At 58.7% G+C, this 15,477-nt stretch carries 11 protein-coding genes; 6 read left to right on the plus strand and 5 right to left on the minus strand.

From position 1 onward, the window contains the following. The first annotated feature begins 26 nt into the window (after positions 1–26). Entirely contained in the window at positions 27–884 is an 858-nt protein-coding gene (locus E8M78_RS02255) for a LysR family transcriptional regulator (protein WP_137133591.1), read from the plus strand. A gap of 49 nt (positions 885–933) precedes the next feature. Here the strand turns inward: E8M78_RS02255 and E8M78_RS02260 are convergent, their stop codons facing one another. Together E8M78_RS02260 and E8M78_RS02265 are read right to left on the minus strand one after the other, a co-directional pair. Continuing rightward, positions 934–1,410: an SgcJ/EcaC family oxidoreductase gene (locus E8M78_RS02260; protein WP_137133513.1), complete on the minus strand. Its 477-nt coding sequence runs from the start codon at positions 1,408–1,410 to the stop codon at positions 934–936. A gap of 249 nt (positions 1,411–1,659) precedes the next feature. Continuing rightward, positions 1,660–2,712 carry a low specificity L-threonine aldolase gene (locus E8M78_RS02265; protein ID WP_137133592.1) on the minus strand — a complete coding sequence of 351 codons (1,053 nt, stop codon included), beginning with the start codon at positions 2,710–2,712 and terminating at the stop codon, positions 1,660–1,662. A gap of 413 nt (positions 2,713–3,125) precedes the next feature. On the opposite strand from E8M78_RS02265, the gene gltB reads away from it, so the two are divergent. The 4 genes from gltB to E8M78_RS02280 all read left to right on the plus strand — a co-directional run bounded on the left by gltB (position 3,126) and on the right by E8M78_RS02280 (position 10,158). Further along, on the plus strand, positions 3,126–7,844 hold the full coding sequence (gene gltB, locus E8M78_RS02270; RefSeq protein WP_137133514.1) for a glutamate synthase large subunit: 4,719 nt from the start codon (positions 3,126–3,128) through the stop codon (positions 7,842–7,844). Positions 7,845–7,879: 35 nt separating this feature from the next. Beyond that, positions 7,880–8,011, plus strand: coding sequence for a hypothetical protein (locus tag E8M78_RS24020; RefSeq protein WP_281405048.1), 132 nt, complete (start codon positions 7,880–7,882; stop codon positions 8,009–8,011). A gap of 15 nt (positions 8,012–8,026) precedes the next feature. Beyond that, positions 8,027–9,481 (plus strand): glutamate synthase subunit beta, encoded by a 1,455-nt coding sequence (locus tag E8M78_RS02275; protein WP_137133515.1) that lies wholly within the window; start codon positions 8,027–8,029, stop codon positions 9,479–9,481. Positions 9,482–9,594: 113 nt separating this feature from the next. Beyond that, positions 9,595–10,158, plus strand: coding sequence for a nucleoside 2-deoxyribosyltransferase (locus tag E8M78_RS02280; protein WP_137133516.1), 564 nt, complete (start codon positions 9,595–9,597; stop codon positions 10,156–10,158). Here the strand turns inward: E8M78_RS02280 and E8M78_RS02285 are convergent. Both E8M78_RS02285 and E8M78_RS02290 read right to left on the minus strand, forming a co-directional pair. Next, positions 10,150–11,313 (minus strand): GDSL-type esterase/lipase family protein, encoded by a 1,164-nt coding sequence (locus E8M78_RS02285; protein ID WP_137133517.1) that lies wholly within the window; start codon positions 11,311–11,313, stop codon positions 10,150–10,152. The genes E8M78_RS02280 and E8M78_RS02285 overlap by 9 nt on opposite strands. A gap of 98 nt (positions 11,314–11,411) precedes the next feature. Beyond that, positions 11,412–12,626 carry a lytic murein transglycosylase gene (locus E8M78_RS02290; RefSeq protein WP_137133518.1) on the minus strand — a complete coding sequence of 405 codons (1,215 nt, stop codon included), beginning with the start codon at positions 12,624–12,626 and terminating at the stop codon, positions 11,412–11,414. Positions 12,627–12,834: 208 nt separating this feature from the next. Between E8M78_RS02290 and galU the strand changes: the two genes are divergently transcribed. Beyond that, positions 12,835–13,719: a UTP--glucose-1-phosphate uridylyltransferase GalU gene (gene galU, locus E8M78_RS02295; RefSeq protein ID WP_137133519.1), complete on the plus strand. Its 885-nt coding sequence runs from the start codon at positions 12,835–12,837 to the stop codon at positions 13,717–13,719. Positions 13,720–13,771: 52 nt separating this feature from the next. Here galU and E8M78_RS02300 read toward each other — a convergent pair whose 3' ends face one another. Beyond that, positions 13,772–15,415, minus strand: a complete 1,644-nt coding sequence (locus tag E8M78_RS02300) for an outer membrane beta-barrel protein (RefSeq protein WP_170973293.1) — start codon at positions 15,413–15,415, stop codon at positions 13,772–13,774. Positions 15,416–15,477 lie beyond the last annotated feature (62 nt).

The following is a 15,477-nucleotide window of genomic DNA, read 5'->3' on the forward strand; positions in this document are numbered from 1 at the left end:
TAACAGTTATCGTAGATCGTGATACGATGTTAAACCTGATCCATCTTGAAAGCTTTGTTCGCCTACACGACTGCGGTAGTTTTACCGCCGCCGCCGACCGGCTTGGCATCGGCCAGTCGACTGTGACCCAGCATATTCAGCGGTTGGAGAAAAGCCTCGGTAAACAACTGATCGATCGCACGACGCACCGCGTGCAACTGACGACGGAGGGCGAGGCGCTCTTGAGTTATGCGCGTGCCATGCTGGATCTCAACGGGAAGGTTCATTCCCTTTTTGGCGAAAACCGTTTGCGCGGGCGCTTGCGGCTTGGCGTTTCGGAAGATGTCGTTGCGAGCCGCCTGACGCTGATCCTGGAAGACTTCATCCGGCTTCATCCGCTGGCGGATCTGGAACTGACTGTGGCCCTGAGTTCGCCCCTCTATCAGATGCTGGAAGTCGGTGAATTGGATCTTGTTCTTGCAAAACGCCATATCGGTGAAACGCAGGGTCGATTGCTATACCGTGAACCTCTCGTCTGGCTCGCGCGCGATCCGGAGCTTCTCCGATTGAAGGAGGGCGAGCCGGTTCCGCTGATCGCCTTTCCGACGCCGAGCATTACGCGCAAGATTGCGCAAGACACGCTGGACCGCCACAAGATCCTGTGGCGCATTGTCTGCACCTGCGCCAGCCTGAGCGGCCTCACGGCAGCGGCGCGCGCCGGAATGGGCATTCTGGTGCAGCCGCGCAGCATGGCGCCTGATGGGCTGAAGGAGGTGTCGGGTGGGTGGCTCCCGCCTCTTGATGACGTGGAATTCGTACTTGTGCCTCGCCGGGGGGCGGATGCGGCTCTGGTAGAGGCATTGTCAGCGCTGATTGTGGCGCGTCTCGTCCCGCAGGTGGGTTGAAAAGAGATTGCCCGGAAGAGTTTCCGGGCGCCCCCGTTACCTACCGAACTTATTTTTCCGGCATCATCGACGAATGGAGATGATCGATCTTCCAGGCTCCGTCCTCGTATCGGTACAGGAAGCTGTAGCGCGCTTTCACATCGGTCTTCGCGCCCGTTTTCGCGTCCGTAAGGGTAACTGTCCACGTGCCAAGGCGCGATGCCGTGTTGCAGTCGATTTCTACAGTGGAGGTGTCGATCTTGCCAACGGGGCTACCCTGCAGAAACTTGACGAAATAGTCATTTACCTCAGCGGGCGTTGTTCGAGGTTTGTTGGAGACGGTAGCAAGCAGAACTGGTTCTTTGGTGAAGAGTGATGTCACCTTGGCAGGGTCTTTTGTGGCCCAGGCATTATTGAATTCGGTAAACAGTGCCTCGATCTGGGCCGGGGTTGTATCGGGGCAGGTGGCGGATTTCGCCTGTGCAATACTCGCTCCACCGATTGATGCTGCCAGAATCACACTGCCGGCTACAAAGTACTTCTTCATGTTATATATCTCCGATGCTCGTTGACTGACACTCAGCATGTGGAGACGAGTTTCTTGCCAAACAATAATACCCTCAATAACAGGAAATTACATTTCTGTTATGCGCATTAATTCTAATGCAATGCAATTTTCCATTGTGACAAATAAGGAAATACATAAGTATGATTCTGTTAAATTTTGGATATAATTGCGGCACGCATGTGCCACGAAACCAGACCAGAAGGGAGGGGTCTCCCTCCTGGATTTCCTTTAAGCCTGCTGTATGACGTCCAGGAAGTGATCCACGTCCTCGGTGGTTGTTGCGAAACTGGTGACGAGACGAATGAGGGTATCGTCCTTATGGATCGTTTCGGCCAGATCTTTCGGTGTCGGCCACTCATAGAACTTCGCGCCCTTGTGCTCCGCCGACTGCGCCGTAGTCCTGGGGATCACGGCGAATACCTCATTGCTCTGAGTGCGCCAAGCAAGCCGCGCTGTGTTGGATGCAGTGAGACCGGCGCGGAGCCTGTCGGCCATGCAGTTCGAATGCCGGGCGAGATCCAGCCACAGGTCATTGTCGAGGTAGGCGGCCAGTTGGGCGGAGATGAAGCGCGATTTGGAGAAAAGTTGCGCTGCCCGCTTGCGAATGAATGGCATTTCGCGCGCCTTGGCGGGGTCGAAGAAGACAATGGCTTCGGCGCACCAGCAGCCATTTTTCGTGCCGCCAAAGGAAAGAACATCTACGCCCCGCTTCCATGTCATTTCCGCGGGTGTTGTGCCAAGCGCCACCAGCGCGTTGGCGAAGCGTGCGCCATCCATATGCACGCCCAGGCCGTTCTCGCGGGCAATTTGCGTGAGCGTCTCAATTTCTAAAAGATCGTAAACGGTCCCTTGCTCGGTTGCCTGTGTCAGCGTGACCGAATTGGCGCGGCCGTGGTGTACGGCATCCTGCGGAAAGCGGGCGATCTGCGCCTTCAGGTTTTCGGCATCCATCCTTCCAAGTGGGCCAGCCACTTCGATCATGCGCATTCCAGAGAAGAAGTCCGGAGCGCCCAGCTCATCCTCAATGACATGGGCTTCCGGATGGGCAAATGTCACGCCGCCTGGCCTTGCAAGGCTGGCGAGCGCCAGAGAGTTGGCAGCTGTTCCCGTCCCGACATAGAAGACGGCAACGTCTGTCTCAAAGATGTCGCTGAAACGTGCTTCGATGGAGCGGTCCAGATCGCTGGTACCGTAGGCGGATGCAAAGCCTGCGGCCTCCTTTGTCAAGCGTTCGCTGATCAGCGGGTGTGCACCCGCCCAGTTGTCAGAGGCAAAGAACATGAAGTGACCTTTCGTATGCGCCGATGAATGCTGGCAGAACTTGGCGGCCAAACTAGACGGATCTGGCACTTGATCAAGAGCCGCTCCTATACCCTTTGTCGAAACGGAATAGGTCACAATGAAAGTGCGGTTCATTCAGGTTCGTCCTAATTTTATTTCAGTGCTGCAGCATTCAAGATAACTTTCATGCCGTAATAAGCCTTCTTTTTTCGAGCGTGCGGCTTGCGCCTTGAACAGATGTCTGTCATAAAATTCGAGAACTAGGACAGTTATCCTGTCCTATTTCTGGTCTTGGCACTGGTTGAAACCGTTAACCTTCAAGGGTCGATCGGTTTCAGGCGGTGCTTCTGCGGCGCTTGAAGCGACGCTTTTCTGGTTCAACCCTGATGCGCGCGTGCGCTGACAAGGAGGAAATGATGACGAAGGCTATATCCACCCCCGCTGACGGCAGCGAGACGGTGAAAGCGCTCATTCCTGCCCGTCTGTCGCCGTCCGGCTTGCCCTTGGCGCAGGGGCTTTATGATCCGCGTAACGAGCACGATGCCTGCGGTGTGGGTTTCATTGCGCATATGAAGGGTCAGAAGTCACACCAGATCGTCAAGGATGGTCTGTTCATCCTCGAAAACCTCACCCATCGCGGTGCTGTCGGTGCCGACCCTCTGATGGGTGATGGCGCTGGCATTCTGGTGCAGATCCCGGATCGCTTCTTCCGCGAGGAGATGGCGAAGCAGGGTGTGACGTTGCCGAAGGCTGGCGAATATGCCGTTGGCCACATCTTCATGCCGCGCGACCCGGAGCAGATCGAGCACTTCAAGAAGGTGATGATCGAGGTCATAGCTGAAGAAGGCCAGCAGTTCCTCGGCTTCCGCGATGTGCCGGTCGACAACTCCTCGCTGTCGAAGGCGCCGGATATTGCCGCGACTGAACCCTATCACTGTCAGATCTTCATCGGCGCTGGCCGCGATGCCGCGACGAACCATGATTTCGAGCGCAAGCTGTTCCTGCTGCGCAAGGTCATTTCCAACCGCATCTATGATCAGTTCGGCGGTCAGGAAACCGGCTTCTACCCGGTCTCGCTTTCGTCCTCGACCATTGTCTACAAGGGCATGTTCCTGGCCTATCAGGTCGGTGCCTATTACAAGGACCTGAGCGATCCGCGCTTTGAGTCTGCGGTTGCCCTCGTTCACCAGCGCTTCTCGACCAATACCTTCCCGTCGTGGAAGCTGGCGCATCCGTACCGCATGGTTGCCCATAACGGCGAAATCAACACGCTGCGCGGCAACGTTAACTGGATGGCGGCGCGTCAGGCCTCCGTATCTTCTCCCTTCTTCGGCGACGACATTTCCAAGCTCTGGCCGATTTCCTATGAAGGCCAGTCGGATACTGCCTGCTTCGACAACGCACTCGAATTCCTGGTGCGTGGCGGCTATTCCATGGCGCATGCGGTGATGATGCTGATCCCGGAAGCCTGGGCCGGCAACCAGTCCATGAGCCCGGAGCGCAAGGCATTCTACGAATATCACGCAGCTCTCATGGAGCCTTGGGATGGTCCGGCTGCCGTTGCCTTTACTGATGGCAAGCAGATTGGCGCGACGCTGGACCGCAACGGTCTGCGTCCGGCGCGTTACGTCGTGACCTCCGACGACCGCATCATCATGGCTTCCGAAGCGGGCGTTCTGCCGGTGCCGGAAGAAACCATCGTCAAGAAGTGGCGTCTGCAGCCGGGCAAGATGCTGCTGATCGACATGGAAAAGGGCCGGATCATTTCCGATGAGGAAGTGAAGAGCGAACTGGCCACCAAGCATCCCTATCGCAACTGGCTGGACCGCACCCAGATCATTCTGGAAGACCTGAAGCCGGTGGAGCCGCGTGCGCTGCGCCGCGACGTATCCCTGCTCGACCGCCAGCAGGCCTTTGGCTACACCTCGGAAGACACCAAGATCCTGATGTCGCCAATGGCGACCACTGGTCAGGAAGCGGTTGGCTCCATGGGTACCGACACGCCGATCTCGGCGATGTCGCAGAAGTCCAAGCTGCTCTATACCTATTTCAAGCAGAACTTCGCGCAGGTCACCAACCCGCCGATCGACCCGATCCGCGAAGAGCTGGTGATGAGCCTGGTCTCCTTCATCGGTCCGCGCCCGAACATTCTCGACCATGAAGGCATGGCGAAGGCCAAGCGCATGGAAGTGCGCCAGCCAATTCTGACCAATGGCGATCTGGAAAAGATCCGCTCCATCGGCCACGTGGAAGACCACTTCGATACCAAGACGCTGGACTTCACCTATGATGTGGAGCGCGGCGCTGAAGGCATGCCGGAAATGCTGGATCGCCTTTGCGAGCGTGCGGAGGCCGCTGTTCGCGGCGGCTACAACATCATCGTGCTGTCGGATCGCCAGCTTGGCCCTGACCGTATCGCCATTCCGGCGCTTCTCGCCACGGCCGCCGTGCACCATCACCTGATCCGCAAGGGTCTGCGCACCTCCGTTGGTCTGGTCGTGGAAACCGGCGAGCCGCGCGAAATCCATCACTTCTGCTGCCTTGCCGGTTTCGGCGCGGAAGCCATCAATCCGTATCTGGCATTCGATACGCTGATCGACATGCACAAGAAGGGCGAGTTCCCGAAGGAAGTCTCCGAGGACGAAGTCGTCTATCGCTACATCAAGGCTGTCGGTAAGGGGATTCTCAAGGTCATGTCCAAGATGGGCATTTCCACCTACCAGTCTTACTGTGGCGCGCAGATCTTCGATGCGATCGGTCTCGCTTCGGAACTGGTCAACAAGTACTTCTTCGGCACCGCCACCACCATCGAAGGCGTTGGGCTGGCCGAGATTGCCGAGGAAACTTTTGCCCGCCACAAGGCTGCCTTCGGCAAGGACCCGGTTCTGGCCTCCAACCTCGATATCGGTGGCGAATATGCCTACCGGATGCGCGGTGAAAACCATGCCTGGACGCCGGATGCGGTCGCTTCGCTCCAGCACGCCGTTCGCGGCAACAGCCAGGATCGTTACCGCGAATTCGCCGAGATGGTGAATGACACTTCGCTGCGAATGAACACGATCCGCGGCCTGTTCAAGATCAAGTCCGCCGAGCAGATCGGTCGCAAGCCGATCTCCGTCGACGAGGTCGAGCCTGCTGTCGATATCGTCAAGCGCTTCTCGACGGGTGCCATGTCCTTCGGCTCCATCAGCCGCGAGGCGCATACCACGCTGGCGATTGCGATGAACCGCATTGGAGGCAAGTCCAACACGGGTGAGGGCGGAGAAGAGAGCGACCGTTACATGCCGCTGGCGGACGGCTCGCAGAACCCAGAGCGTTCGGCCATCAAGCAGATTGCTTCGGGCCGCTTCGGTGTGACGACGGAATATCTCGTCAATGCCGATATGCTGCAGATCAAGGTTGCGCAGGGTGCAAAGCCCGGCGAAGGTGGTCAGCTGCCTGGCCACAAGGTGGATGCAACCGTTGCCAAGACCCGTCACTCCACGCCGGGTGTGGGCCTCATTTCGCCGCCGCCGCACCATGACATCTACTCCATCGAAGATCTGGCACAGCTGATCTTCGACCTGAAGAACGTCAACACGGCTGCCGATATCTCGGTCAAGCTCGTTTCGGAAGTCGGGGTCGGCACGGTTGCTGCCGGTGTTGCCAAGGCCCGCGCCGACCACATAACGGTTGCCGGTTTCGATGGTGGCACGGGTGCCTCGCCGCTCACCTCACTGAAGCATGCCGGTTCTCCATGGGAAATCGGCCTTGCCGAAACCCAGCAGACGCTGGTGCTGAACGGCCTTCGTTCACGCATCGCGCTGCAGGTCGATGGTGGTCTGAAGACCGGTCGTGACGTCATCGTCGGCGCGCTGCTCGGTGCAGATGAATTCGGTTTCGCGACCGCTCCGCTGATCGCGGCTGGCTGCATCATGATGCGCAAGTGCCATCTGAACACCTGCCCCGTGGGCGTTGCGACGCAGGACCCTGTCTTGCGCAAGCGCTTCAAGGGTACGCCGGAGCACGTCATCAACTACTTCTTCTTCGTGGCCGAAGAAGTGCGCGAGATCCTGGCCTCGCTCGGCTTCACCAAGCTGGACCAGATCATCGGCGCTTCGGAACTGCTCGAAAAGGATGAGATGCTGGCACACTGGAAGGCCAAGGGTCTCGACTTCAGCCGTATCTTCCACAAGGTGGAAGCACCGAAGGAAGCGACCTACTGGACCGAGCGCCAGAAGCACCCGATTGACGACGTGCTGGATCGCAAGCTGATCGAGAAGTCGATGCCTGCGCTGGAAAGCAAGGAATCGGTTGTCTTTGAAGTTCCGATCAAGAACGTCGATCGCTCCGCCGGTGCCATGCTCTCGGGCGCACTTGCCAAGCGCTGGGGTCACAAGGGCCTTAAGGACGACACGATCCATGTCACGCTGCGTGGCACGGCTGGCCAGTCCTTTGGTGCCTTCCTCGCACGCGGCATCACCTTCGATCTCGTAGGCGACGGTAACGACTATGTGGGTAAGGGCCTTTCAGGTGGCCGCATCATCGTGCGTCCGCCGGAGAACTCCAAGCTTGCCGCCGAGCAGTCGATCATCGTCGGCAATACGGTGCTCTACGGCGCGATTACTGGCGAGTGCTATTTCCGCGGTGTGGCGGGCGAGCGTTTCGCCGTGCGCAACTCCGGAGCGGTGGCCGTTGTCGAAGGCGTGGGCGACCATGGCTGCGAATATATGACGGGCGGCATCGTGGTGGTTCTCGGCGAAACGGGACGCAACTTCGCAGCCGGTATGTCCGGTGGCGTAGCTTACGTTCTCGATGAGAGCGGTGATTTCGCCAAGCGCTGCAACATGGCCATGGTCGAGCTGGAGCCGGTTCCGGAAGAAGACGACATGCTGGAGAAGCTCCACCATCACGGTGGCGACCTCATGCACAAGGGACGCGTGGACGTTTCCGAGGACATGACGCGCCACGATGAAGAGCGGCTCTATCAGATGATCTCCAACCATCTCCACTACACGGGTTCTAACCGCGCCAAGGAGATTCTGGACCGCTGGAGCGAGTATCGTCCGAAGTTCCGCAAGGTCATGCCGGTCGAATACCGCCGTGCGCTGGAGGAAATGGAACGCATGCGCATGGGCGTTGCGGCGGAGTGATGCGAAACGGACGCATAGTCCACACTGGAATGGCTTTGGCAGTTGCTGTGGCCGTTCCAACAGTCGCCGCGCTGGTCAATGGTGCGCTTGTTTTAGAATTCGTGGTGCTGGGGGCGGTGATCGGTTTCGCCTACTGGTACTGGGGGCCGCAATGGCCGCCTCTTTGAGCTGAGGAAAAGAAAATGGGCAAGGTTACGGGTTTCATGGAAATCGACCGGCAGGTGGCAAAGTACCAGCCTGCGTCGGATCGCATTCGTCATTTCCGCGAATTCACCATTCCGATGTCGGATGCCGAGGTGACGAAACAGGCCGCCCGCTGCATGGACTGTGGCATTCCCTATTGCCATGGCCCGACCGGCTGTCCGGTTCATAACCAGATCCCGGACTGGAACGACCTCGTCTACAACAACAAGTGGGAAGAGGCGATCCGCAACCTTCATTCCACTAACAACTTCCCGGAATTTACCGGTCGCGTTTGCCCGGCGCCCTGCGAGGAAGCCTGCACGCTGAACCTGGAAGATGCGCCCGTTGCGATCAAGACCGTCGAGCAGGCGATTGCCGACAAGGCTTACGAGCTTGGGTTCATCGCGCCGCAGCCGCCAACGATCCACACGGGCAAGAAGGTCGCCATCATCGGCTCCGGTCCGGCGGGTCTTGCCGCTGCCCAGCAATTGGGGCGTGCTGGCCATGAGGTTCACGTCTACGAGCGTGAATCCAAGCCCGGCGGCCTTCTCCGCTACGGAATTCCGGACTTCAAGATGGAGAAGAATTTCATCGATCGCCGCGTCGAGCAGATCAAGGGTGAGGGCGTGACCTTCCATTGCGGCGTCAATATCGGCGTTGATATGCCGATGGAAAAGCTGCTGGCTGACCATGATGCCGTGATCTACTGCGGCGGTTCGGAGACGCCGCGTCCAGCCGGTATTCCGGGTGTGGACCTGCACGGCGTCTATGATGCCATGCCGTACCTCGTTCAGCAGAATCGCCGCGTCGGTCGCGAAAACATCGATAGCGTGGGCTGGCCGTCCGAGCCGATCCTTGCCGGTGCCAAGCATGTCGTCGTTGTGGGCGGTGGCGATACGGCATCGGACTGCGTCGGCACGGCCTTCCGTCAGGGTGCCGTCAAGGTAACCCAGCTCGACATTCGTCCGATGCCGCCGGAAAAGGAAGACAAGCTGGCCGTCTGGCCGTTCTGGGCTACAAAGATGCGCACCTCTTCGTCTCAGGCAGAAGGTGCAAACCGCGAGTTTCAGGTCGCAACGCTCGAATTCGTTGGCGAAGACGGTCAATTGACTGGCGTGCGTTGCTGCCAGGTGGATGAGCGCCGCAAGCCGATTGCGGGCACGGAGTTTATTATCAAGGCAGACCTCGCCTTCATCGCCATCGGTTTCTCCGGCCCTGCGAAGGATAGTGTGCTGCAGGATCTGGGCGACAAGCTGACGCTCAATGTAGACCGCCGTGGTTCCACAAACGTGGTGGCCAACGAGAAGGACTACAAGACTTCGGTCGACAAGCTGTGGGCAGCCGGTGACGTTCGTCGCGGCCAGTCGCTGGTGGTCTGGGCCATCCGCGAGGGTCGTCAGGTGGCCCGCGCCGTGGACGAGGCGTTGATGGGTTCCTCGGTCCTGCCGCGCTAACGTCTGTTCGCCAAGACAACGAGTTACTACGGCCCGAAGCGTAACGCGAAGCCCAACCTCGCGCACCACGCTTCGGGTTATGAATTGCCAGTTCCGATCCGGAGGATTTTTATATGAGCCTCAAACTCTATCTTGCCGGACCGGAAGTCTTTCTCCCCAATGCCCGCCACATGCTGGACGCAAAGGCCGCGATGGCGCGCGAGTTCGGTTTCGAGCCCATCTGTCCCGGCGATGTTTCGATCGATCCTGCGCCGACACGCCATGAGTTCGGCCTGAAGATCAGTGCCGTCGATGAAGGCATGATGAACCGCGCCGATGGCATCATCGCCAATCTGACGCCTTTTCGTGGTATCGCCGCCGATGTCGGCACCGCCTTTGAACTTGGCTATGTCTGCGCGCAGGGCAAGCGTGTTGCTGCCTATACGAACATGAGCGCTAACCATTTTCAGCGCACGCGGGAATTTTACAAGGGTGAGATCGCGGAGGGGCCGGATGGACGCAAACGCGGCCCGGACGGCTTGTCTCTCGAAGATTTCGACATGATCGACAATCTGATGCTGCATGGCGGCATCGAGCGGCGCGGTGGCTTCATTGCCGTGCATGATGCAGCACCTGACGCGATTTACACAGACCTGACAGCGTTCCGTTCCTGTCTGGAATGGTATGCGTCACGGTGACGTGGGGTTGAGCCTGACATTGTCGATACGGCCAACGGGAGCATCGGGCAGGAAGCCCTTGGTCAGCAACAGATTCTGAGGCGTTTCCCGTGCCACCGACTTGATGGTGGAAGCGCCGAGGAGTTCCTTGCCACCGTCCAGTTCCGGATCGGAGAGATTGATAGGCTGGCTTGGCATCTTCGCCTCTACTTCCGGCGGCAGGCTGGAAAGCAGCGGCAGGTCTCCTGCATCCAGGCGGATCAAATCTCCCACCGACAGATCGCCCAGATGGCGCTTTGCCAGTTTTTCTACATAAAATGCCAGCTTGCGTTTGCCCGCATCGGTGAAGCTCACGCCGTCCGTGCCTCTCAGGCGGGCCGGTTGGCCGTTCACGTCGGATCCGGTTACTATGAATTGACCGCTTTCATCGACGAAGCCATCCCAGATATCGACGAATTCTCCGCCCATTTCCTCGACATTCGACCTGTAGATGCCGTTTAGAGTCACCGCATCGGCTGTCAGTGACGGGGATTCGAATGCCGCAAGGCCGACCCAGAGAAGCGGGATTTTGCGATCCGTCACCATTTTTGCCAGGTGTGTGACGCGCTCTTCGTATTCCTTCAGCCAGATATCGGTGCGGAAGCGCTCCCGCTCGGCACCCACCTGCATGGATTGCCGATCATTTGCGCCCAGCATCACCACCACGATCTGCGGCTTTTCCTGCTCCAGCATGCGGGGCAGTTCACCGAGCCAGTCATAATGGTCCTGCCGCACGAGGCCGGAAGCAACAGAGCCCTTGGCGATGACCTTGACGGAAGGGTCCTGCTGGAAAGCCGTCTCCAATCCCTGTCCGACACCCATGGCGCCGAAATCGCCGATCACCAGGATTTTGCGGGCACTGTCCATCTTCTCAACGGCTTCCGGCTGCGGTGGTGCCGATGGAGGCTTGACGGGCGCGGGTGCAGCCGGCCGCACAACGCCTTGTGGACGCACCCGTTCCGGGCGAGGCCGCATCTGGATGATAGAGCTTTCGGGGCGGCGCCGTTCATTGCCGAACAACATGTCAAACAGGGTGCGTCGCTGTTCCTGCGCTACGCCCACGCCCGCGGGCAGGGCCATCATCAGAGTGAGGGCCGTGGTCAGGAGGCGGCGAGGGAGCCTGCGCTTGGAAGTCATGTCTTCGGCCCATTCTCGATAAGCTGGTCCCATTCATCGGGACCGATGCCCGCGCGGCAAAGCCGTGCGGGCCATTGGTCAAGTCTGCTAGAATGTTGTTACTTCCGCAAGGCTTTCAACAGGCTCTTGGACGGTTCGCCATCCCGCTCCATGCCAAGGCGGGCCTGAATGGCGGCAATGGCGGCCTTCGAACCGGAGCCGAAGTTTCCGTCGATTTCGCCGTCATAATAGCCCAGTTCCTTGAGTCGGCTCTGCAATTCAAACTTTTCCTTGATGTCCAGCGTGTTGTGCGGACGCGGCCAGGATTGTTGCATGCCGCCGTAACCAGCGATCTCGTCTGCCAGCAAACCAACGCCGAGCGCATAGGAATCTGCCGCATTGTAACGTTTGATGACAGTGAAATTGGTCATCATCAGGAATGCGGGGCCTTCCGCTCCGGCAAGCAATTTGAGCGTGGCGCGATCATTGGGCCGGGGAAACGCCTTGCCATTGGCCCGCACGAAGCCAAGCTTTGCCCATTGCGCCAGCGTCTTCGTTTGCCCTGCATACTTTGCGGCCCCGGCAGGCGAGACCGATTCGTAACCCCATGTGGAGCCTGTCTGCCAGCCGTTTTTCGCAAGAAGATTGGCAGCGGTTGCCAGTGCGTCGGGGATGGAACTCCAGATATCGCGACGGCCATCGCCATCGGCATCGACGGAATAGAGAAGATAGCTTGTCGGTATAAACTGCGTGTGGCCCATCGCACCTGCCCAGGAGCCAGTCAGATGCTTGGGTGTCACATCGCCCGATTGCAGGATCTTGAGGGCGGCGATCAATTGCTTGCGGGCAAAATTGGCTCGTTTCGGGTCACCCCAGGCAAGGGTCGCCAGCGCCTGCGGCACGTGGTGCAGACGGTCGTGGTTCAGAAGGGCGGCGCCGTAATTGGTTTCCATCGACCAGATGGCCAGCAGAATGTATTTGTCGACACCGAAATGTCGCTCCAGCGCCGTCAGAGTACGGTTGTGCTTTGCCAGCATCTCGCGCCCGACCTTGACGGTGTAAGGGTTCACGCGAGAATCAAGATAATCCCAGATCTGCGATTTGAACTCGGGCTGATAGCGTGCTTTTTCCAGCACTTCCTCGTCTGGGCCGGTAATGCCCGCAAATGCCTGATTATAGGTGGATTTGGCTATGCCGTTGGCCGCGGCTGTTTCATAGAATTTGGCAACCCATGCCTTGAAACCGGCGTCGGCCTTGGCATCTATCGCAGAAGTCGCAACAACAATGGCTGCGATGGCGGAGAGGGCAAAGCGTCTGGCGCTGAATTTTTTCATCGGCGGAGTGTTCCTTGTTCTATCCGGTCTCAAATTTGCCAGGATCGGGAACGACGCCCTGACATTGAAGCAACAGGGTAGACCGACAGTGTCAACAAATTCTTTACCATGTGGACACTCCTCTGTCATTGTTTGTGAAAAGGTAGTGATTGGTTGCTATGGCGGAACGTCTAGCACCCTAATCGGATTGTGCTTGAAGGAGGCATGAGTGGGACAACAGAAGATCCGTAAAGCCGTATTCCCCGTTGCAGGTCTTGGAACGCGCTTCCTGCCGGCGACCAAGGCTGTTCCGAAGGAAATGCTGACGGTCGTGGATAAGCCGGTCATTCAGTACGTTGTCGATGAAGCGGCTGCGGCCGGCATCGAGCACTTCGTATTCGTGACAGGCCGCGGCAAGGGCGTCATCGAAGACTATTTCGACATCCAGTACGAGCTGGAGCAGATGCTGCGCGAGCGGAACAAGAATGCGGAACTGACGCTGCTTTCCGACCTTTTGCCGACAGCCGGTACCGCAAGCTTCACCCGCCAGCAGGTTCCACTCGGTCTTGGCCATGCCGTCTGGTGCGCGCGCGATATCGTCGGCAACGAGCCATTTGCCGTGCTGCTGCCTGACATGATCATGGCTTCGGAGAAGAGCTGCCTCAAGGGAATGGTCGAGCTCTACGACAAGACCGGCGGCAACGTTCTGGCCGTTGAGGAATGCGATCCGGAACTGGCGCATAAATACGGCATCGTCGGCATGGGCGACAAGGTTGGTGACGAAGGCTTCAAGATCACCCAGATGGTTGAAAAGCCTGCCAAGGGGACGGCACCTTCAAACTTCTTCATCAATGGCCGTTACATTCTGCAGCCGGAGATCTTCAAGATCCTCGAAACGCAGGAGCGCGGCGCTGGTAACGAAATCCAGCTGACGGATGGCATGCTGGCGCTGGCCAAGTCCCAGGAGTTTTCTGCCTATCACTTCAAGGGTGAGACCTTCGACTGTGGCGCCAAGGATGGCTTCATTCTCGCTAACCTGGCTTTTGCCCTGAAGCGCGATGATATTCGTCCGCTGATCGAGGGACCGCTGAAGGCCATCACATCGAAGATGTAAATTTCTTTGCATTGCGAGCGTACAGCCCCGGAAGCGATTCCGGGGCTTTTGTTTACCGTCTCAACGTCAGGCCAACACCTGCACGCAGTTGCTTGCTGTCGGTGCCGCCCGGGTTGTCAGTGAACTCGTAGCCAAGATTGGCCGTCGCGTCGAAATATCGATTGATGTTCCAGATGAGACCGGTGCCGAGCGCCCAGTTCAGAGCATTGTCCGTATTGGGATAATCGCGCAATGTCGAAGAGGCTGTCAGGCGGCCCGTCAGATCGTTGCGGATCAGGTGCGAGAGACCCGCGCTCAGCTGGTAGTCCACCCAGCCGCTCTGGCCGGCCGCTGTTGCATCCTGCACGGTGGTTCTCAGACCCAGATCCACGTCTGTCCCGCGCTGGGGTGACCAGAGCAGCGTGCCATCCACGGTGAAAGCATCAATCGACTTCAGGCGTGCATCTTCGTAATCGACAACCGCATAGCCAAGGCCGAGCTCGCCCCGGAGCTTTTCTCCGAGATCGAGTTGCACACCTGAGCGGGCTCCATAGCTCCAGGAGGAACGGGCATAGCCAAGCCGGTCTACGCCATCGTCATAGACTGCTCGACCCAGTGTGGCCTCGATGAAAGGGATCAGCGCTGGTGACAGTTCGTAACCTACACGGATACGGCCTTCCACAGCATTGCGGTCGCGATCGCTGAGGCTGAGCGAGCTTCCGTCTGCGAAGCGCGCAGAGCCATAGATGGTGCGCGTGCCGGTGAGGGCAGCGGTTCCGCGCAGAATGCCGAAATCGCGCTCAATCGTGCCGCCCAGTGAGAAGCGATCCACGCGGGCCTGTTCCACCGTCCCGGCAATCGCGTTCGGGTCACTCGCATCTTCGCGCTCGAATGCGTAGCCCGCCAGCACGTGAGCAACGGTCTGGTTCGAAAGGTCAAGCCGCAGGTCGGCATCCAGGCGCGCATTCGGCTCTGCCTGTCCCGTGCCGCTGATGTTTTTTTGATAGGTGCCGGCGCCGGTGATGGTGAGTGCGTGACGCGCCCAGTCCGATGTCAGGGTTCCATTCAGTGTCGTGGCAAGGTAGTTGCGACGGCTCGTATTGGATCCGCTACGGGTTGTTTCCGAATTAACGCTCTGGTTCACGCTGGGGCGGAGCGTGAAGGTGCCTAGCTTTACCCCGAGACCATCGCCGCGGCGGGCAGTTGCGTCCCCGCCCCCCTCGATCGCTTCTTCTGCTGCGTTCTGCTGCGGTTCGGTGAGCTCGCTCAGGTCATCGGCGATCAGACCATCTGCCTGATTGAGCGGTGTGCCCTGCAGCATGTTGGCTCCCGCACGCAACGGGGTGGTGGCAAGGCTTGTCGTGCCGGTCGCGGTTGAAGACAGCCCATTGCCCGATTGGTCCAGCGGATCCGTAGCCCCACCATCTGTCAGCGATGACCCGCTGGCATAATAAGGATCGGTCGTACCTGCCAATTGACCCGTGCCAGAGCCGGTACTGGTGCCTGTTCCTGTGCTGCGGGTGGGAAATGTTTCGTTCAGCGTGCTTGAGGCGGTAGCACGCTGGCTTCCGCTGCTGGCCGTCGCATTCGTATTGCGATTATTGGCGGACTGCGCTGATGCAATGGTCGGAATGGCTAAAATGGTTGACGCAAGCAGGGTCAGCGTAGCGCCGAGGCGCCGCTGCCGCAAAGCATCGTTTGAAATGCGTTTCGTCATGGCGCCGGCTGGGCTCCCAAATATCCTTACCCATTCGTAAACCCTTGTGGTTAACGAATGGT

The organism is Rhizobium sp. FKY42 (assembly GCF_005222835.1).
In the GTDB taxonomy this organism is placed as follows: Bacteria; Pseudomonadota; Alphaproteobacteria; order Rhizobiales; family Rhizobiaceae; genus Neorhizobium.